General features: G+C 57.9%; 19 protein-coding genes. 9 read left to right on the top strand and 10 right to left on the bottom strand.

Features of this window, described 5'->3' with window-relative positions:
- Positions 1 to 42: 42 nt before the first annotated feature.
- Positions 43 to 471 carry a DNA-directed RNA polymerase subunit omega gene (rpoZ, locus tag BVL55_RS04745; protein ID WP_075995957.1) on the bottom strand — a complete coding sequence of 143 codons (429 nt, stop codon included), beginning with the start codon at positions 469 to 471 and terminating at the stop codon, positions 43 to 45.
- A 273-nt stretch (positions 472 to 744) separates the two neighbouring features.
- On the opposite strand from rpoZ, the gene BVL55_RS04740 reads away from it, so the two are divergent.
- Complete coding sequence (locus BVL55_RS04740; RefSeq protein ID WP_075995956.1) at positions 745 to 1,332, top strand: LabA-like NYN domain-containing protein; 588 nt, start codon at positions 745 to 747, stop codon at positions 1,330 to 1,332.
- 111 nt (positions 1,333 to 1,443) lie between these two features.
- Complete coding sequence (locus BVL55_RS04735) at positions 1,444 to 2,109, top strand: uracil-DNA glycosylase (protein WP_075995955.1); 666 nt, start codon at positions 1,444 to 1,446, stop codon at positions 2,107 to 2,109.
- Here BVL55_RS04735 and BVL55_RS16385 read toward each other — a convergent pair.
- The 5 genes from BVL55_RS16385 to dapA all read right to left on the bottom strand — a co-directional run bounded on the left by BVL55_RS16385 (position 2,099) and on the right by dapA (position 5,127).
- Positions 2,099 to 2,278 carry a hypothetical protein gene (locus tag BVL55_RS16385; protein WP_156892416.1) on the bottom strand — a complete coding sequence of 60 codons (180 nt, stop codon included), beginning with the start codon at positions 2,276 to 2,278 and terminating at the stop codon, positions 2,099 to 2,101. The two genes, BVL55_RS04735 and BVL55_RS16385, sit on opposite strands and share 11 nt — an antisense overlap.
- Positions 2,279 to 2,385: 107 nt before the next feature.
- Positions 2,386 to 3,033 (bottom strand): FMN-binding negative transcriptional regulator, encoded by a 648-nt coding sequence (locus tag BVL55_RS04730; RefSeq protein WP_075995954.1) that lies wholly within the window; start codon positions 3,031 to 3,033, stop codon positions 2,386 to 2,388.
- 13 nt (positions 3,034 to 3,046) lie between these two features.
- Positions 3,047 to 3,667 carry a YdeI/OmpD-associated family protein gene (locus BVL55_RS04725; RefSeq protein ID WP_075995953.1) on the bottom strand — a complete coding sequence of 207 codons (621 nt, stop codon included), beginning with the start codon at positions 3,665 to 3,667 and terminating at the stop codon, positions 3,047 to 3,049.
- A 9-nt stretch (positions 3,668 to 3,676) separates the two neighbouring features.
- Positions 3,677 to 4,156 (bottom strand): SsrA-binding protein SmpB, encoded by a 480-nt coding sequence (gene smpB / locus BVL55_RS04720; protein ID WP_075995952.1) that lies wholly within the window; start codon positions 4,154 to 4,156, stop codon positions 3,677 to 3,679.
- Between the two features lie 89 nt (positions 4,157 to 4,245).
- Positions 4,246 to 5,127, bottom strand: coding sequence for a 4-hydroxy-tetrahydrodipicolinate synthase (gene dapA, locus BVL55_RS04715; RefSeq protein ID WP_075995951.1), 882 nt, complete (start codon positions 5,125 to 5,127; stop codon positions 4,246 to 4,248).
- Between the two features lie 259 nt (positions 5,128 to 5,386).
- On the opposite strand from dapA, the gene BVL55_RS04710 reads away from it, so the two are divergent.
- Positions 5,387 to 6,274 carry an alpha/beta fold hydrolase gene (locus tag BVL55_RS04710; RefSeq protein ID WP_075997896.1) on the top strand — a complete coding sequence of 296 codons (888 nt, stop codon included), beginning with the start codon at positions 5,387 to 5,389 and terminating at the stop codon, positions 6,272 to 6,274.
- Between the two features lie 97 nt (positions 6,275 to 6,371).
- Here BVL55_RS04710 and BVL55_RS17160 read toward each other — a convergent pair whose 3' ends face one another.
- Positions 6,372 to 7,256 carry a hypothetical protein gene (locus tag BVL55_RS17160; RefSeq protein ID WP_075995950.1) on the bottom strand — a complete coding sequence of 295 codons (885 nt, stop codon included), beginning with the start codon at positions 7,254 to 7,256 and terminating at the stop codon, positions 6,372 to 6,374.
- A gap of 137 nt (positions 7,257 to 7,393) precedes the next feature.
- Positions 7,394 to 9,160, bottom strand: a complete 1,767-nt coding sequence (locus BVL55_RS04700) for an OmpA family protein (RefSeq protein ID WP_075995949.1) — start codon at positions 9,158 to 9,160, stop codon at positions 7,394 to 7,396.
- A gap of 54 nt (positions 9,161 to 9,214) precedes the next feature.
- On the opposite strand from BVL55_RS04700, the gene BVL55_RS16380 reads away from it, so the two are divergent.
- From BVL55_RS16380 to BVL55_RS04675, 6 genes are all read left to right on the top strand, one after another.
- On the top strand, positions 9,215 to 9,481 hold the full coding sequence (locus BVL55_RS16380) for a hypothetical protein (protein ID WP_156892414.1): 267 nt from the start codon (positions 9,215 to 9,217) through the stop codon (positions 9,479 to 9,481).
- Positions 9,482 to 9,661: 180 nt separating this feature from the next.
- On the top strand, positions 9,662 to 11,257 hold the full coding sequence (locus BVL55_RS04695) for a tetratricopeptide repeat-containing sulfotransferase family protein (RefSeq protein WP_075995948.1): 1,596 nt from the start codon (positions 9,662 to 9,664) through the stop codon (positions 11,255 to 11,257).
- Positions 11,254 to 12,846 carry a tetratricopeptide repeat-containing sulfotransferase family protein gene (locus BVL55_RS04690; RefSeq protein WP_075995947.1) on the top strand — a complete coding sequence of 531 codons (1,593 nt, stop codon included), beginning with the start codon at positions 11,254 to 11,256 and terminating at the stop codon, positions 12,844 to 12,846. The genes BVL55_RS04695 and BVL55_RS04690 overlap by 4 nt, the downstream gene beginning before the upstream one ends.
- Complete coding sequence (locus tag BVL55_RS04685; protein WP_075995946.1) at positions 12,843 to 13,610, top strand: motility-associated ABC transporter substrate-binding family protein; 768 nt, start codon at positions 12,843 to 12,845, stop codon at positions 13,608 to 13,610. The genes BVL55_RS04690 and BVL55_RS04685 overlap by 4 nt, the downstream gene beginning before the upstream one ends.
- Positions 13,558 to 13,827: a hypothetical protein gene (locus BVL55_RS04680; protein WP_075995945.1), complete on the top strand. Its 270-nt coding sequence runs from the start codon at positions 13,558 to 13,560 to the stop codon at positions 13,825 to 13,827. Before BVL55_RS04685 ends, BVL55_RS04680 begins: the two co-directional genes overlap by 53 nt.
- Before the next feature lie 188 nt (positions 13,828 to 14,015).
- Positions 14,016 to 15,065: a porin gene (locus BVL55_RS04675; RefSeq protein WP_075995944.1), complete on the top strand. Its 1,050-nt coding sequence runs from the start codon at positions 14,016 to 14,018 to the stop codon at positions 15,063 to 15,065.
- 91 nt (positions 15,066 to 15,156) lie between these two features.
- Here BVL55_RS04675 and BVL55_RS04670 read toward each other — a convergent pair whose 3' ends face one another.
- Positions 15,157 to 16,095: a tyrosine-type recombinase/integrase gene (locus BVL55_RS04670; RefSeq protein WP_075995943.1), complete on the bottom strand. Its 939-nt coding sequence runs from the start codon at positions 16,093 to 16,095 to the stop codon at positions 15,157 to 15,159.
- Between the two features lie 682 nt (positions 16,096 to 16,777).
- Positions 16,778 to 17,911 carry a porin gene (locus tag BVL55_RS04665; RefSeq protein ID WP_075995942.1) on the bottom strand — a complete coding sequence of 378 codons (1,134 nt, stop codon included), beginning with the start codon at positions 17,909 to 17,911 and terminating at the stop codon, positions 16,778 to 16,780.
- Positions 17,912 to 18,286: the final 375 nt, after the last annotated feature.

Below are 18,286 nucleotides of genomic sequence, written 5' to 3'. Positions count from 1 at the left end.
ACGAGGCCCGGGCTTGCAAATGTCTGAATTCGCAGACGGAAATTAGAAATCGTCGCTTTTTTCCGGCGGCACGAGGCCTTCGATGCCAGCCAGCAGTTCTTCTTCCGACATCTGGTCGAACGTGACGGCGTCTTCCGGCTTGTCCTCTGTATCGGAAAAGACGGGGGCTTCCGGCGTAGCCTCGATCCTCGGCTCTTCGGCAATCTGGCGGCCATCCGGCTGGTCGTTCTCAGGCTCGTCAACCTCCACCTGGTGCTGGTGGGAATGGATCAGATCCTCAAACAGGTCTGCCGGAGACAGGGTCTCATCGGCGATTTCACGCAGGGCGACCACGGGGTTCTTGTCGTTGTCGCGTTCAATGGTGATCTCGCTGCCGCCGGAAACCTGGCGGGCGCGATGGCTGGCAAGCAGCACCAGTTCGAAGCGGTTTTCAACCTTGTCGATGCAATCCTCGACGGTAACACGTGCCATGGAAGGCTCCTGACGGCTGGCAATTTCGGGAATTTGGCGCGTGCCTAGCCCGAAAAGGAGGAAATTTCAAGGCAAATCAACCCGATTGCTTCCAATTCGAAGCGATGATATGCCTCGCCGCCCGCAAGGGGCCTCGGATCGAGGCTTGAAGCCGGGCGCCTCAACTCCGGCGTATTGACCGGCTAGACCACATATATTGACCCGGACCGTTTTCGGCCTATTTCAGCGATGGCCGGTCCGCTTTTTCGATATTGCTTGTATTTGGAGAAAATCATGTTCGACCAACGGGAAAAAATCGTCCTGCTCATCGATGGCGCAAATCTTTACGCCACATCGCGTTCGCTCGGTTTTGACATCGATTACAAGCGCATGCTGAACTATTTCGAGAAAAAGGCCTATTTGCTGCGTGCCTGTTATTACACGGCGCTGATCGAGGACCAGGAGTACTCTTCCATCCGCCCGCTGATCGACTGGCTGGACTATAACGGCTACCGGGTGATCACCAAGCCTACCAAGGAATTTACCGACGCTTCAGGCCGCCGCAAGGTCAAGGGCAACATGGACCTTGAACTGGCGATCGACGCGCTGGAACTGGCCGATACGGTCGACCACTTTGTGCTGTTTTCTGGTGATGGCGACTTCAGGTATCTGGTGGAAGTGCTGCAGCGCAAGGGCCGCAAGGTCTCGGTTGCCTCGACCGTTTCCACCCAGCCGCCGATGATCGCCGACGATTTGCGCCGCCAGGCCGATCATTTCATCGATCTTGCACAGCTTGAAAACCAGATTGGCCGTGATCCGGCCGAGCGACCCGCACCGGCATCGCGTTATGACGACGATGAGGATGAAGACGACGATTATTGATCGCTGGGTTTTTCGCGTCTCCAGGTCCTTCCCGGCCCGCCAGGTGCAAAGGTCTGTTGAAGACATCTCCCTGCAATTGCGCCGGAGGCACCAGGCTGGTTTGGTGGCCTCATGACCAACACTCCCGCCAAAGCCGATGTGTGTGACCCGCCCCGTGACTGCCCGCTATGTCCGCGGCTGGCCGAATTTCGCAATCACTGGCGATTGAAAGAGCCGGACTGGCACAATGCTCCGGTCGATACCTGGGCTGCGCCAAGGGATGAAGACGTTGAGCTGCTGATCATCGGACTTGCGCCGGGGCTTCGCGGGGCAAACCGCACCGCGCGGCCGTTTACCGGCGACTATGCCGGTGACCTTCTCTATGCGACGCTGCTGGAATACGGCTTTGCCGAAGGCGCCTACCGTGCCAAACCTGATGACGGCATGCAGTTGAAGGCCTGCGCCATCACCAATGCAGTGCGCTGCGTGCCGCCGGAAAACAAGCCGGTGGGCGCAGAGATCAATCAATGCCGGCCGTTTTTGCTGGCCACGCTTGAAAGATTTGAAAACCTGAAAGCGCTGGTAACCCTCGGCAAGATTGCTCATGACAGCACCACGCGGGCGCTTGGCGGGCGGGTCGCCGCCCATCCCTTCGGCCATGCAGGCACAACGCAGCTTGCCGGTTACCGGATTTTTTCCAGCTACCATTGCTCGCGCTACAACACCAATACCGGCAGGCTTACCCCGCAGATGTTTTCGGCCGTCTTTGCCGATGTGGCGGACTTCGTCAGGCGCTGATCTGTTTTGAAATTATCACCGATGCGATCGCGGCGATGATCGCTCCACCGCCAACGGCAGCGAAGAAATGGACGGGCTCCGACATGTTCATGGTGAGCAGCGCGATAACGATTGCGCCGGTGACGGTGGTAAATGCCATAATGAAGATCATCACGGTGAGACGATTCATAATTGCCTCCTGTTGTTACGCAGGCAAATATTCACCGAATGTGATGTGTTTCCTTGATCGGGATCAAATCGCGGCAGCTTTGTGCCGAAGGATATATCAGCGATTTTTCAGGCCGCGCCTTCGCTATCCCCTGCCCCGCGCATCAGACTGACCAGCGCTTCCATTTCACTGCCGATTTCAACCGATGGATCGATGCCGGCAAGCCCGTCGGCTGCGCCCAGGCACGCTGCTTCCGGCTTGTTCTGGGAGAGTTTCCAGGTGCCGTCGATCTGCGTGATGTCCATGGCAATCGGTACGATCTGGCGCAGCATGCGCTGGTAGATATCCTGATCCATCTTGGTGATGGTCCAGGGTTTTTTTGGCGCCAGCCGGGCTTCGAAATTCTCCGACAGACGCTCGAGGATGGGATGGAGTTCCTCATCGGGCAAACGTTTCAGCGTGCCGCGCAGGTGGACCGCGACATAGTTCCAGGTGGGGACCTGGTCATCGACGCCATACCAGTCGGGTGAGATATAGGCATCGCTGCCGGCCACGGCGATCACCGCCGGCTGCGCTTGGCCCAGCAGGCGCAGGATCGGATTGGAGCGCACCAGATGGGCTTCAAGCCAGGCTCCGTCTTCAGACAGAGCAAAGGGGATATGGCTCAGCAGCGGACCGCCGTCACCATTAACCGCCAGCACGCCGAAACTGCGAGAGCGGGCAAAAGAAATGTTCGCCGCCTGTGCCTGTTTCCTGAAAACCGGATTTGGGTGCATGGCGTTGTTGTCCTCAATATTCGGTGGCGCCCTTGCCGGCGAGAATGCGGTCGCGGAATTTTGAAATCCGGGCGATCCGTGTTTCCGGCTTTTTGGCCGACGCCAGATTGATCACATAACTTCGCTGCCTGCCGGGCGTCAGATTGCAGAAAGCCCCGGCGAGTTCGGGATCGCCATCGAGCGCATCAACGAGTTCTGCAGGCAGTTCCAGCGTCTTGTCTTCGCGTTCGGGCAAAATTCCCGCCTCAGCATAACCAATCGCTTCCTTCAGACAGGATTCAATCGCCGCCTCGCACTGCAATACCTGCTTTGCGCCGGTCAACCTGATCATGTTGGGGTGCGCGGTGTTTTCTCCCTGTCTTTCAAGAATGCCTTCTGGATCCTTCATCAGGGCGGCATTGAAGAAAGTCAGGCGAAAGTCGCCCCGAAACGCGCCGATAAGGGCGATGTTGCGGCCGGCGGCCATGTAACAGGGATGGCCCCACTTCACGGTCTCCACAAGGCCAACCGAACGGCAAATCCGGCGCAACTCCTTCAATCCATCAGCCCATATGCGGGCTGAACAGTCCGGCGTTGCAAAGCGCTTGCAGCGCCCGCAGCCCTTGTCAAAAAAATCTTCTACCTCGGTAATCAAGGCCGGATATTATCCTTTTTCCCTGAGCAGTCTGCCCTGTTCGCGTTTCCAGTCGCGGTCCTTGGAAACCTGGCGCTTGTCATGAACCTTGCGGCCCTTGGCGAGCGCGATTTGCAGCTTGGCCCGCCCGCGCTCGTTGAAATAGAGCCTGTTGGGGACGATCGTCATGCCATCGCGGGCTACCGCCTGGGACAGCCTGGCCATTTCACGCTTGTTGAGCAGCAGTTTTCGCTTGCGGCGCGGCTCGTGATTGTGCCGGTTGCCCTCCAGATATTCGGGAATGTAGGAATTGATCAGCCAGATTTCGCCGCCCTCTTCGGTGGCATAGCTTTCGGCGATGTTGGCCTTGCCATTGCGCAGGGACTTGACCTCTGTGCCGGTCAGCACCAGGCCAGCCTCCAGCGTCTCCACGAACTCGTAGTTGTGGCGCGCCTTGCGATTGTCGGCAATCAGCTTGCCGTTCGCGCTGTCTTTCTTCTTTTTGGCCATGGCATTGATATAGGCGCAACGGGATCAGGATGCACCCCGTTTTACTCGCTGGACTATACGAAATGGGGCATCCGACATGGATCGTGCGGTCAGTTCAGCAGGCCGGCATGGGCCATGGCCGCGTCGATGGCCTTTTCCGTGGAGGCTTCGACCGTGGTCAGCGGTGAACGCACGATGTTCGCAATCCTGCCAAGCTTGGACAGCGCATATTTGGCGCCCGCAAGTCCGGGCTCGATAAACAGCGCCTTGTGCAGCGGCATCAGCCGGTCCTGATATTCAAGGGCGGTTGCATAGTCTCCGGCAAGCGTTGCCTGCTGGAATTCGGCGCACATGCGCGGCGCAACATTGGCCGTCACCGAGATGGCGCCGACACCGCCCTGTGCGTTAAAGCCAAGCGCGGTCGCATCTTCACCCGAAAGCTGGATGAAATCCTTGCCGCAGGTCATGCGCTGTTCGCTGACCCGGTCAAGCTTCGCGGTGGCATCCTTGACGCCGGCAATGTTGGGAAAATCCTTCGCCAGTCTTCCCATCGTCTCCGGCGTCATGTCGATCACCGAGCGCGGCGGAATGTTGTAGATGATCACCGGTAGGCTGACCGCCTCGGCAACGGTCTTGAAGTGTTCGTAAAGCCCGCGCTGGGTCGGCTTGTTGTAATAGGGGGTAACCACCAGTACGCCGTCGGCACCGGCATTTTCGGCATGTCTGGCAAGACGCACCGATTCAGCAGTGTTGTTGGAACCGGCACCTGCAATGACCGGAACACGCTTTGCGGCCGCCTCGACGCAGATTGCGACCGCACGATCATGCTCCTCGTGGCTGAGCGTCGGCGACTCACCGGTTGTTCCCACCGGCACAAGGCCGTTGCTGCCCTCGGCAATCTGCCAGTCGATCAGTTCGCGGAATGCCTTTTCATCCACCTCACCCTTGCTGTCGAACGGCGTAACGAGCGCGGTAAACGATCCCCTGAACATGATTTTGGCTCCATAAGATGCAGAACAGATAGTGCGGGTTCAAAGGCCCCTGCAAAAACCGCGCGACCATACCCATGCACCCGGCAAACGGCAAGCGCCAGCTGCAAACAGGGTGAATTCCGTGACGTTTTGGTTTTACGTCCAAACGATGCCGGGATCAGCCTTTATCGCGCCGGCTTGGAAAAGCGCTGGCACGCCTGTATGGATCATTGCAACCTGCCGCGCAGTGGCAAGACAAGATCAACCGGTACAGGACGCGATGGAACACTGGCAGGAATTTACCTATTCGGCATTTGATGGCCTGAAGCTCTCAGGGCGGCGGTATGGCTGGCACCACACAGACAGGCTCCCAGTCGTCTGTCTTAGCGGGCTGTCGCGCAACTCACGCGATTTTCACGAACTCGCCGTTCACCTGTCCGGCAAGGCAGACACGCCGCGGCGCGTGCTGACGCTCGATTATCGCGGACGCGGGCGTTCGCAATACGATGCGGACTGGCAAAACTACAATCCGGCGACCGAAGCCGATGACGTGATTCACGGCATGGTGGCCGCCGGGCTTCAGCACGCCCACGTCATCGGCACCTCGCGCGGCGGACTAATCTGCATGCTGCTTGCGGCCATGCGGCCTGGCATCATGCAATCTGTGGTGCTGAACGATATCGGGCCGGAGATTGCCGGCGCCGGGCTGGTGCGCATCAAGAAGACCCTGGAAGGCGACCAAACGGCAAGAGACTGGGCAGATGCGGCCGAGCGGCTGAAACTGGCCGGTGAGCGCGATTTTCCCAAGCGCAGCCTTGCCGACTGGGAGCGCCATGCACGAATGATCTTCCGCGTAAAGGAAGACGGATCGCGGGGGCTGGTACGCGACTTCGATCCAAACCTGAACAAGACACTTGCCGAAATCGACCTCGATTCGCCTCTGCCCACCATGTGGCCACAGTTTGCCGGACTGGCAAACCATCCGCTGATGCTGATCCGGGGCAAAAACTCCGATTTGCTGGAGGAAGCGACCGCCAGGAAGATGGCGGAAGTCCATCCACGCATGGAGTGGGTAGAGGTTGGCGATGCTGGCCATGTGCCCGATCTGGGAGAACCGGCACTGGCCGAACGCATCGCCGCATTTTTCGACAGGAATGAAGGCCACTGACCGCGCAGCGAAAACGGCATTGCAGCAAAAAGACCATCCGGGATTTCCGGATGGCCTGCATGTTCAGGGGCTTGACCCCAGGCAAAGTGGTTACAGCTTACTTCTTGCGCTTGATGCCGGTACGGCGGCTTGTGCCGACCTTGCCCTCCTCGACCCGTTTGGCATGTTCCGTCATGCCGCCGGATGCGAGGATTTTGGCTTCCTTTACCCAGTTTTCGCGCTGCGGGCGGCCCGGAAATCCGAGTTCGTTGCCAATCCAGGTTTCATGGGCCTGCGTCCAATTCGCGATCTGGTCAAAGTGGTAGATGCCAAGGGCAAACAGCTTCTTCTCGATGGCGGTCCCAACACCGTCGATAAGAGTGAGGTTGTCGCCCTTGCCGCCGCGCGGTTTTGCAATGGTTGGCGGCTTGCTGCCGGTATCGCTGCTTGCCGCCTTGCCGGTGGAAGACAGGACCTCGCCCTTGGCAACCCGCTTGGAAAAGGCGGTCTCTCCGCCTTTGGCCAACAAGGCAGCCTGCTTTACCCACTCTTCGCGCTCGATGCGCCCGGGAAAGGCAAGGCGCTCGCCAATCTCGGCCTGCTCCTTTTTGCTCCATTTGGCGATCTGGGCGAAGGTGAACACGCCGATCGCGTTGAGGCGGGCTTCATTTTGACGCCCGATCCCCTTGATGCGCTTCAGATCGTCTTTTGCCGCAGGCGCCTTGGCGGCCGGTTTCGGTTTGGCCTTTGGCTTGGCGGTGCGCTTTCTTGCCGGCGCAGTTTTCGGCGCTGCGGCCACCGGCATGGGTGAGGGAGGCGGCGGAGGCGCGGGAGGCGAAACCCTGGCAGCGACAGGAATGACAACCGGCGCTGCAGCTGGCGCTGACGCATCAACGGCCTTTGGCGCGGCGCCAAACCACTGGTGCAGCAGGCAGCCCAATATGCAGCCCAGCACATAGGCAATGGCCATCAGAAGCAGTGTCTGAAGGATGAGCATTGTCATGATATTTCTCCTATCAGTTCAGACACTTAAACGGGCTTCTTGCCGGATGTTACCCACCCGACGATAAGCCCGACGATGAATGCGATCAGAAGAAACAGGAAAAGCTGTTCGATGAGGTACCACATGGCGTTTCCTTCCTATCGGATGACGGTGAATTCGATACGGCGGTTTTGGGCCTTGCCCTCATCGGTTGCGTTGTCGGCCACCGGGCTGGATTCTCCATAGCCCTTGGCCTGCAGCCGGCCGATGAATACGCCGTTGCGCACCAGATAAGAGCGCACAGAGTTGGCGCGATTTTCGCTGAGGGCCAGGTTTGCTTCCTGCGAACCATCGGCATCGGTATGGCCGCCGATCTCGACCGTCGCCGTGGGACAGCGCTTCAACGCAAAGGACAGGCGATCCAGAAGACCGAATGAAATGCTCTGAATGTTTGCCTTGCCGGATTCAAAACGGATCGAGTTCGTCTTCAGGAAGCTGCTGAGCAATGCCTGGCATTCTTCGGCCCCAAGTGTGGCCATGCCTGCCGTATCGCGCAAGGCGATTTCATGATTGCCGGTGAAGCCCTCCGGCAGGCCCGTGTCCAGCATCGCCCGAACCTGCTCGGCCGCAGGCAGGGAATAGGCTTCACCGGAAACGGTTACTTCGGTTCCCGTTATCTGTGCACTGGCATTGTGAAGCCTGCTTGCTGCGCGGATCGCAACTGCTGCCGCATCTGCAAACCCCGCCGGCGCACCCTGGCCCACGGCAAGGTTGTTGACAACCGGCTGTGCTGTGCCAAGCGCCGTGGTGACCATCTCCAAATTGGCAGCCCCAAATCCCTCATCCGGCTGGTAACCGGACAGAACCGGGGCGGACCCTTCCATGTTTTCGAAACGCCACTCATAGGGATCGATCAGCGGCAGTTCGATATTGCTGGATCCAACCGATACGCCTGCAGGCAGTGCTCCAGCCAGATCTCCCTCAATTGCGCCCCTGGCTCCGGCATCCCTTGCCATGCCGTCAATCGAGAAAACCGTATCGCTGAACGCCGCGGTTCCCTTCAGCAGGCGGCTGGCGGCGGAAATCGCGAAGTTGCCGGCATCGGCCCAGGAAATTCCGTCCGGCACACCGCTGGCAAGTTCGAGATTGTCGGTAACCTGGTCCGAAACAGCCTGTGCGGCCTGTACAAGCGCTGCACGGCTTGCCGCATCGGGTACATAACCGCTGAGCACCATGCCCTCAGGCGAGGTTTCAACGGCAAGCCTATAGGGGGAAACGGCCGGGGCGACGACACTGCTTGCGGCCAGCTTGCCACCGCCGGGAAGCGTGCCTGAAAGCGCGCTGGTGATTGCAGCGTAATCATCTGCTGTTGCCGCCACGCCTTCAACCGACAGATCGGAATTGACCAGCGACGCCTTGCCCGTAACGAAGCCGCCAAGCTGGGAAATGCCAAAAGAGGCAAGATCGGAAAAGCCGTCGGATGCGCCGCGGTTGAGTACGAGTTGATCGTCAACCTCTCCGGAACCTGCAGCCTTGGCTGCTTCCACAATGGCGCTGCGGATTTGTTCACTCGGCACGCTGCCGGAGAGCGCTATGTTTCCGCCCTCCCCCTTGGTTGCCGAAAGCGTGAACGGATCGGCGACCGGCAACAGCGTGGTCTGTGAGGTTGCAACCCTCACATCGTATGCATCTTCGGCGATCTTCAGCGCCTGGCTGGCTGCTTCCTCAGATGGAGCAACGCCCAGCAGGGTCAGATCACGCCCGTCAAGCGCCACCTGCGCCCAATCATGATCGGCAGAAAGTCTCTCCAGGGCCTTTGCCTGCAAATCCTGCTCGATTGCGCCCGAGCGCATCAACATGGCGAGCGCTGTCAACAGCACCGTCGCCAGAATGCCGGGCCAAATCCATTTCTTCCAGTTGCACATGGAAACACCTCACCCATTGCATCAGGTCATGGCCTGTGCCGTTTCGCGTTCTGCATGAAACGCGGCAACGCCATAACCACGCCTGTTCATGCATTTCAGGAAGAAAGCCGTGGCACCCAACCAGGCAGCACACGTAAAGCCTCTGCCGGAAACCGCCACCCGCACATTGTTTCAAAAGGGCGATGGCAAATTGGCGATGCAGAACAACGCAAATCCAAATACTGCCTGCCCAAACAAAAGGTGCGGAGTGTCTTCCTTCCCCACAGCACTGTCATCGGACACGATTCAACTGCAAATATCAAGGGTTATTACGTAACGTAATCCACATTCCTGCTTTGAAAAAATGTGCCAGGGCTCGTTGTCATGCCCTGTTTGGTGTCATCATGGATTTCGCTGTTGTCTTGCAACGGTAACACCGAAACGGTTCCAAATGGACATCCGATGATCTAGTCTGTAATGACCCCTTGAAAATACCAAACCGGCCAATACGGAATTTGTTCGATGTTGAATGTCGATCCGGCAAAACTGTCCACGCCACAACGGCTGCAATTGATGCGCCAGATGGAAGGCGTGTTGAAACACGACCCCAAAAACGCGGAGCTGTGGTGCAATATCGGCGTGCTTCATGCGGCCGATGAACGCTGGGAAGAAGCCCAGAAACACTACAAAAAGGCGCTCAGTTTCCGCAAGAACGACCCGGAAATTCTCAAGCGTACAGTGGAAGCCTTTTCCAAGCCGCTGGAACTTGTGCAGGCGAGAAAATATGCGCGCAAATTGCTGGATGTCGCACCCAGAGACCCCGATGCATTCATGATCTATTCCGATGTGCTGCTGAAAATGGGGGCGGCCGACAAATCCGTCGATGTGCTGGAACGGGCGCTGAAGTTCATGCCCGGCCATCTGACGATTCTCAATCAGCTCGCCGAAAGCTACAAGAGCGCCGGCAAGATGGCGCTGGCCGATGAAACCTATGAACGCATCATGGAAATCGACCCATATGATGCGGAGGCGCTGTACCGGCGGTGCAACAATCACAAATTCACAAGGGAGGAAGCCGAGGCGCTGGAGCCGCAACTGATGACGTCGCTGGAGCGCCAGACCCTGCCCAACCACAAGGCTTCCGTTTTGTATGGCGCAGGCAAGGTTTTCCAGGATTGCGGGGAATATGAAAAAGCGTTCGAGTTTTTCCAGCAGGCGAACGAATTGCGCATGGCCAAGAACAGCAGCCGTGCCTTCAGTGAAATCGCCAATGCCAGGGCCGGTTTTACCCGTGAATTTTTTTCCAGCCGGCACGGGGCGGGCTTTGGCCTTGAAACCGATCGACCGGTTTTCATTCTGGGATTGCCCCGCTCGGGCACCACGCTGACGGAGAGCATTTGCGGTGCGCATTCGAAAATAACCGCCGGCGATGAACAATCCTATATGGGCGGAATTGCCAAACCGCTCGGCATTCAGACCGCTGACCAGGCATTGTTTGTGCGCCGCCTGGAAGAAATCACCCCCGCCAAAAGCCGGGAACTGGCCGAACATTATCTGGAGATGACCAAGATCGTGGCCGGCTCCACACCGCATTTTACCGACAAGATGCCGCATAATTTCGTTCGCATCGGCCTGATCAAGCTGCTGTTTCCCAACGCCAAGATCATTCATTGCATGCGCAACCCGCTCGACAATGCCGTATCGCTCTATTCCAACTCGATGCGCCCCTTCCACCATCAGTACAAGGCGGATTTGAAAACCCTGGGCCTTTACTACATCCAGTATCGCAATTTGATGCGGCACTGGCATGAGCTGTTCCCGGGCGCCATTTTCGACGTTTATTACGAAGACCTTGTCGTCAACACGGAGTTCGTTGCACGCAAGATGATCGGCTATCTGGGGCTTGAATGGGAAGATGGCGTGATGGAGCGGGAAGGCTCCCAGCGCTCGGTCAAGACGCTTTCGGCCTGGCAGGTGCGCCAGCCGGTCTACACCTCCTCCAGCGGCCGCTGGCGGCACTATGAAAGACAATTGCAGCCGCTGATCGACGTTATCGGCGACCAGGTGGCCGAGTACGACACGTCGCTTAAAGCCCTGGCGGAGGAAAGCGGGGAATGATCAGCCCGCCGCAAGCTGCCAGCATGAACCCCATGCAGCGCATGTCCGCTATGGGACAGATACAGGCCGCGCTCAAACGCGACCGGAAAAATCTCGATGCGCTGTTGAGTGCTGCTTCCATTCACCAGGCAAACCGGGAGTGGCCGCAGGCCATCGGCTACCTGCAGAAAGTCCTGCCGCATCGCAAGGGCGACGCGAACCTGCTGATCTGGCTTGCCAAGCTGAACGCTGAGATGCGGGATTTCAAGCAGGCCAAATTGTATTCGGGCAAGGCGGTGGAATTGCAGCCGGCCAATGCGCCCGGCTGGCAGTTGCGCGGACAGATCCTGGAAAACAGCGGCGATGCGGAAGGCGCGATAAAGGCTTTTGAGCGGGCGCTTGAAATCACGCCGAACGATGCGGAACTGGTGTTTCAGATCGGCAATTGCCACACCTATATGGGCAATCACGACACGGCGCTCGCATGTTACCGCAAGACGCTCGAAATGCGGCCGACGCATCCCCTGGCGATTTACGGAATTTCAAACATTCACCGGTTCGAGCCTGAGGAAGTCCCCGCCTATCTGGCGCAGGTGGACGCAGCGATCGCCGCCGAAACCAAGGCTCCCCCCTATCAGATCGCGGCGCTCTATTTCGGGGCGGCCAAGGCGCTGGAAGATGCAGGCGAACACGACAGGGCGTTCGAGCGCTACCTAGCGGCCAATGAAATCGGAAAACCGGCAAACCCGATCCCCATCGAGCGCAACTTCGAGAACAACCGCAGGACATTCACCAGGGCGTTTCTGGAGCCGCGGGCAAAATGGGGCGATTCCCAGGCAAGGCCGATCTTCATCGTCGGCATGCCACGCTCCGGCACCACCCTGGTCGAAAGCCTGGTCGCGGCCCATTCCTCCGTGGCACCGGGCGGCGAGATGCCGATGATGGATGACATTTCCGGCCGGCTTGGCGCCCTGCACCTGCCGGCAACGGAATACATGAACAAGGTGATGGCGCTGACGCGGGCAGATGTCACAAAGATGGCCATCGGCTATCTGTCCGGTGCGCGCCAGATAGCCGGCGCGGCCCGGCGGTTTACCGACAAACTGCCACATAATTTCATGAATATCGGGCTTATCCTGCTGCTTTTTCCCAATGCGAAGATCATTCACTGCAGGCGGCATCCCGCCGATACCTGCATGTCGATCTTCACCAACGGCATGACGCCGGCCCACAACCATTACAAGACGGATCTTGAAGTGCTGGGGCGCTACTACCGGCATTATCTGGAATTGATGGCTTACTGGGACGGCCTGTTTGCGGACAAGATCCACCATGTCTACTACGAGGACGTGGTGAGCAATACCGAACTGTGCGCCCGCGGCATGATCGAATATGCCGGCCTTGACTGGGAAGACGGGGTGCTGGCGCGCGAGGAATCGCAAAAATCGGTCAAAACGCTGTCTGCATGGCAGGTACGCCAGCCCGTCTACAGTTCGGCCATGGGAAAGTGGCGGCGGTTCGAACGCCAGGCCGGCCCGCTGATTCAAGCCCTTGGCGACAGCATCCCGCGATATGAAGAAGCGCTGAAGGGGCTGGAGAGCGGTGAATGAAGCGGTTCACCGGACCATGCCTCGCCGCACTGCTGGCAATGCTTTGGGCGCTGGTGGCGGCCATACTGCCCGCCGGCGCCACGGGCGACCGCCAGACGGCAGTGACCGGCTATGCCTATGAGAATGAAAATCCGGCCTATGCTGCCCAGTCCGGCCCAAGGATCGTCATTCACCGCCATGTCAGCCCCTATCTGCAGCGCGGCTCCTTCGAGCCGTTCAAGGCGCTGGCTGAAACCGATGGCTTTCAGGTTCGCTGGCTCGATGCACCGCTGACGGCGGAAATCCTGGCTGAAACGGATATCCTGGCCATCGTCAATGCCTATGCCCGGTCGGGGGCAGGCGATTACCGGCGCTTTTCGACGATGGACGTTCCTTCCATCTACAGCGAGGGGGAACTGGATCTGATCGTTTCCTGGGTGGAAAAAGGGGGATCGCTGTTGCTGCTGGCCGACCATTCCCCCTTTGCCGGCGGCACCATTGAACTGGCAAGCCGTTTCGGCGCCATCTACATGACCGGCCATGCGCTGCGCAAGGATTCCATCAGCGCGGACTTGCATGTCCATATCGACTTTCACCGCTCGCCGGATGGGTACGGACAAGGAAAGCTGAACCGCCATCCAATTGTCGATGGCGCGCTGGGATCGGCCCTATCGAGCATTTTTACGCCTTCGGCGGCCAGGCCATCATCCCCCCGAAGGCGCGGTCAACCTGTTGCAGATTCCCCGGGAATTCGAGGCCATCCTGACCTTTCGCCTGACCGATGAGTTCTATTCAGCGCCCCGTATCGATGCCGGGGGGCTGTCCCAGGGCATGGCGATGGTGTTCGGCAAGGGCCGGGTTGCCATATTCGGCGAAGCGGGCGGTTTTACCGCCCAGCGCATTGATGACGGCGAACCGTTCGGGCTTGCCCACCCGGACGCCGGCCAGAACGCCCAATTCGCGCTCTCAACCCTGCGCTGGCTGGCTGGGTACACACCGTAGCATCGGCATTAACGGCAAAACCAACTGTGCTGCAGCGCTTTCACTACGCGTTTGCGGATCTGCAGCCACGGGTTTGACCGGCTGGCTGGTCCAATCCCTCCACCGGTCAGTTCGCCTTGCCCCATCGCGGCCTCCACCAATGCGCCAGCTGCCTGCTCCGGTCCGTAATCTGACTGGAGGTCAGAACAATGAAAATCAAGAGCCTACTTCTTGGTTCTGCAGCTGCCATGGTAGCTGTTACCGGCGCCAAGGCAGCCGACGCAATCGTCGTCGAGCCTGAGCCGGTAGAATATGTCCGCGTCTGCGACATGTATGGCGCCGGCTATTTCTACATCCCGGGCGACGCCAACGAAACCTGCATCCGCTTTGGCGGCTATGTGCAGGCTGAATACTGGGTCAACCACGATCACGACGATGATGACGTTTCCGATCACAGTGGTCGTGTCCGCACCCGTTTCCAGGTGGAAGCCAAGAACGAAACCCAGTACGGTACGCTTTCTTCGCGCATCTGGTTCATCAACAATGTGAGCGACTCGGATGACCCGCACGATGACTTCTCCACTTCGGAAGGTTTCAGCGCGGCCGACTCGCAGTGGTGGCGTGCAACGTTCAGCCTGGCCGGTTTCCGCGTTGGTTATGATGCTACGGACGGCACGATCTGGAACACCTATGGCGGCTACGGCTTCTATACGGCTGTGAACTCTGGTGCCTACGGCTTCCAGACCGCCATGTTCATCGAATACAATGGCTCGTTCGGCGACAACTTCAACTACGGTATCGGTGTAGTTGATGCTGGCGCTTCCGGTGCTCCGGGTCAGCCTGACCTGATGGCCGGTATGTCCACTTCCATGGGCAGCCTGTCTCTTGGTGCAGCGGTTGTCTATGACTCTTCCGAGAGCGCCTGGGCTTACCGCGTCCGTGGTGACGTGGATCTGTCGAGCTTCGTTCCCGGCGGCGGCTTTGGTGCCTGGTGGCGTGCAGACGACAACGACACCGACTATGTGAAGGGTCACCAGTGGGGTGTTACCGCCAAGATGAACCTGGTGGACAACCTGCAGCTCTTCGCCGGTTACTCCAGCTATCAGTCTGAAATTAATGAAGATGGCGCAATTTGGACTGCCGGTGTCAAATGGGACATCGCACCCGGCCTGTGGGCAATCGTGGAACACACGAAGAGCCTTCCGGAAGTCTCCGAAGCCTCTGGCACCACATGGGTTCGCATGCGCCGCTCGTTCTAATCCTCTGATTGGACAAGCGTAAAAATCAGGGCCCGGTCTTCGGATCGGGCCCTTTTTGTGTCTTTCAGCATCTGTTCTTCCTACGGTGGCTTTATGGCGCCGCTTCGGTTGCTGCCGCTGTGTAGCGGCCTTTGGCCTTGCCATTATCCTCAGCCAGATGCTGTTCGTTTATTTCATCCAGGGTTTGGGCACAGACCTGAAGGTGCTTTGGCGCCAGATGGGCATAGCGCATGGTCATGGCAAGCGTGCGGTGCCCCAGAAACTCCTGTATCCGCTTGATGTCGACGCCGTTTTGCGCCAGCCGTGAAGCGCAGGTGTGGCGCAGGATATGCGGCACGATCTGCGGATCCTGTTGAAGTCCTGCCCTCTTTTTTGCCTTCAGCCAGTTGGCCCTGAAATTCGGGTATCGAATATCGGCAAAGGGGCCAATCGGCCGTTTTCCTCTTTCGGCGACGAGCACGGCAATGGCGGCCCGTGTGAGCGGAACGGTTCTGGGGGTGTTGGCTTTCGTCTCCCAGAACGTGGCGTTGTGCGCGTCCACATCGCTCCATTTGAGCCCCAGTGCCTCACCAACCCGTGCACCGGTATTGACGAGGAAGCGGGCAAGATTGCCATGGTGGGGATCGAAGAAGTCGAGACAGTCGAACAGGGCCCTCTCTTCCTGAGAGGAGAGAAACCGGATACGCCCATTGCGCTCGGGATATTTGCTCAAATCGGGCAGCCGGTCGAGATGGCCATCGCGATGATGCTTGCGCAGCAGCTTGCCCAGACAGGCAAGCTTCCGGTTGATCGTACTGTTCTTGTTGCCGCGCTTGCGGCATGCCGCCCGCAGGGCATCGATCAGGCTGTTGTCAAAGTGTTCGATGCCATACCGGTCGGCAATGGCCTGTATTTCATAAACATAAGCGCGATTGGTTTCCTTGTGCTTTCCCGGTTCCCAAAGCAGATCGCCATACCGGTTCCACAGGGAAACAATGGATACGGCCCGACGCGGCGCGCACCCATCCCCTTGCGGGAATATACTGTTCATACCCACACCCCAAAAAGATCATGCGAGTAAATCTTAGTATAAAAAAACACTGTTTGTCTTGCGTTATTTTGAAAATGAATAATCAGTATTCGGAGAATGAAAGGAAGAACGCCTATAAGCAGATATTTGTGAGAGTAAAAAAGTAAGAAAAATGACAGCTGCTTTGGACGTGATCGCGCTCTTCTAACTGGAGTTGAGAGAGATGCAAGGTTCTCAATAGTGGGAGCATTGTCAGAGTTGCAAGCAGCAAAGCAGTCAACCGGTTCTCTTGGGTGTAGGCGAAGGCTCTGCCTGTCGTGGCACAGCACAGAAACCTGTGAATGGTGCCAAAGAAAGCAGGTACGAGAAGACGGCTTGGGTGCGTGTTGCAACTAGGTGTGCCTTTCAAGGGATCGCAGGAAACAGCGTTCACCCGCACCCTTCAGCACACCTGCAGGCGAGAAGAGAATATTATCAAGACAGAAAAAGGCAAGTAACAAATTATTTATTAATAATTATCAACCGCAAGATGCAAAAATATCAATCAAATATTGCAGTATATCGCGATTAAAAACAAAAAGAGGCACCCGGCAATAAAGACGGGCACCTCCTGCATGATCCATTCGGGCGAATGGAAGCTTGGTTTTCAGGCCGGGCTAAGGATTATTACTAAGCCCGGACTGAAGATGTTCCAATCAGCCGATCAGAACGAACGGCGCATGCGGATCCAAGTAACACCTGAAGCACCGCCGGTTTGGCTGGTTACGCCCCCAGTGTTTTCGAGGGCACCGGTGGTGGGATTTATCGCGAAGTTGTTAGCCGACGTGGTAGTGCCTTTTTCCGTCAGCGTCTTGGCATGCTCGACGATGACCCACAGGCCAGGTGCGATATCCCACTTCAGGCCAGCGGTCCAGCGAGCAACATCAGCATTGGTTTCAGACTGATAGTCTGAATAACCGGCGAAAAGCTGAACATTGTCCACCAGGTTCATCTTGGCAGTTACGCCCCACTGGTGACCCTTCACATAGTCGGTGTCGCCATGGTCTGCACGCCACCAGCCGCCAAGGCTGCCGCCCGGCATGAAGCTGGACAGGTCCAGATCGCCGCGGACACGGTAGGCCCAGGCGCTCTCTGAGGAGTCATAGACAACCGCTGCACCAACAGAAAGCGTGCCCATGGAAGTGGACATACCGGCCATCAGGTCAGGCTGACCCGGAGCACCGGATGCAGCAGCATCGACAACACCGATACCGTAGTTGAAGTTGTCGCCGAACGAGCCATTGTATTCGACGAACATGCCGGTCTGGAAGCCGTAGGAACCGGAGTTCACAGCCGTATAGAAGCCGTAGCCGCCATAGGTGTTCCAGATCGTGCCGTCCGTAGCGTCATAACCAACGCGGAAACCGGCCAGGCTGAACGTTGCACGCCACCACTGGGTGTCGGTCGCGCCGAAACCTTCCGAAGTGGAGAAGTCATCGTGCGGATCGTCTTCGTCCACTTTCTGGTTGATGAACCAGATGCGCGAGGAAAGCGTGCCGTACTGGGTTTCGTTCTTGGCTTCCACCTGGAAACGGGTGCGGACACGACCATTGTGATCGGAGATTTCATCTTCGTCGTGGTCGTGGTTGACCCAGTATTCAGCCTGTACATAGCCGCCAAAGCGGATGCAGGTTTCGTTGGCGTCGCCCGGGATGTAGAAATAGCCGGCGCCATACATGTCGCAGACGCGGACATATTCTACCGGCTCAGGCTCGACGACGATTGCGTCGGCTGCCTTGGCGCCGGTAACAGCTACCATGGCAGCTGCAGAACCAAGAAGTAGGCTCTTGATTTTCATTGTTCTGACCTCCAGTCAAAAACTTCATTAAACGAGCTGATTGTCACATCACTAGTGAAATGGGATAACCAGCCCCTGAACCAAAGGATTGGGCTTTGCGCCTTTTCCGAGTTTGGAAAATAACGACACTGGCCGAACACGCAATCGGGAATTGACGGAATCGGGCCTGCGCATACTGCTTTAGGGAGCGCTGTTGCAGAAATGACACGAAACAGGGGAGCGCCGGCCCAATTTGCGGGCAAAACACGGTTAAGAAACCGGAAAACCCCGCATTTCATCGCTTCCAGGTGAGAATCAACGGCAGTGGCGCTGATTCAAAATGGGCGGTCTATTGCTGCCCGGGCGGTGTTTCAGTCCCATCTGCGGACCATTCAG

Origin of the sequence: Salaquimonas pukyongi, assembly GCF_001953055.1 — a bacterium.
Taxonomy (GTDB): Bacteria; Pseudomonadota; Alphaproteobacteria; order Rhizobiales; family Rhizobiaceae; genus Salaquimonas; species Salaquimonas pukyongi.
Note: the sequence above shows the minus strand (reverse complement) of the source record. Positions and strands in the feature narration are given on the sequence as shown.

Coding starts and splice junctions, on each gene's coding strand:
- rpoZ (WP_075995957.1), bottom strand. CDS start 471: ATGGCACGTGTTACCGTCGAGGATTGCATCGACAAGGTTGAAAACCGC.
- BVL55_RS04740 (WP_075995956.1), top strand. CDS start 745: ATGTTCGACCAACGGGAAAAAATCGTCCTGCTCATCGATGGCGCAAAT.
- BVL55_RS04735 (WP_075995955.1), top strand. CDS start 1,444: ATGACCAACACTCCCGCCAAAGCCGATGTGTGTGACCCGCCCCGTGAC.
- BVL55_RS16385 (WP_156892416.1), bottom strand. CDS start 2,278: ATGAATCGTCTCACCGTGATGATCTTCATTATGGCATTTACCACCGTC.
- BVL55_RS04730 (WP_075995954.1), bottom strand. CDS start 3,033: ATGCACCCAAATCCGGTTTTCAGGAAACAGGCACAGGCGGCGAACATT.
- smpB (WP_075995952.1), bottom strand. CDS start 4,156: ATGGCCAAAAAGAAGAAAGACAGCGCGAACGGCAAGCTGATTGCCGAC.
- dapA (WP_075995951.1), bottom strand. CDS start 5,127: ATGTTCAGGGGATCGTTTACCGCGCTCGTTACGCCGTTCGACAGCAAG.
- BVL55_RS04710 (WP_075997896.1), top strand. CDS start 5,387: ATGGAACACTGGCAGGAATTTACCTATTCGGCATTTGATGGCCTGAAG.
- BVL55_RS17160 (WP_075995950.1), bottom strand. CDS start 7,256: ATGACAATGCTCATCCTTCAGACACTGCTTCTGATGGCCATTGCCTAT.
- BVL55_RS04700 (WP_075995949.1), bottom strand. CDS start 9,160: ATGTGCAACTGGAAGAAATGGATTTGGCCCGGCATTCTGGCGACGGTG.
- BVL55_RS16380 (WP_156892414.1), top strand. CDS start 9,215: ATGAAACGCGGCAACGCCATAACCACGCCTGTTCATGCATTTCAGGAA.
- BVL55_RS04695 (WP_075995948.1), top strand. CDS start 9,662: ATGTTGAATGTCGATCCGGCAAAACTGTCCACGCCACAACGGCTGCAA.
- BVL55_RS04690 (WP_075995947.1), top strand. CDS start 11,254: ATGATCAGCCCGCCGCAAGCTGCCAGCATGAACCCCATGCAGCGCATG.
- BVL55_RS04685 (WP_075995946.1), top strand. CDS start 12,843: ATGAAGCGGTTCACCGGACCATGCCTCGCCGCACTGCTGGCAATGCTT.
- BVL55_RS04675 (WP_075995944.1), top strand. CDS start 14,016: ATGAAAATCAAGAGCCTACTTCTTGGTTCTGCAGCTGCCATGGTAGCT.
- BVL55_RS04670 (WP_075995943.1), bottom strand. CDS start 16,095: ATGAACAGTATATTCCCGCAAGGGGATGGGTGCGCGCCGCGTCGGGCC.
- BVL55_RS04665 (WP_075995942.1), bottom strand. CDS start 17,911: ATGAAAATCAAGAGCCTACTTCTTGGTTCTGCAGCTGCCATGGTAGCT.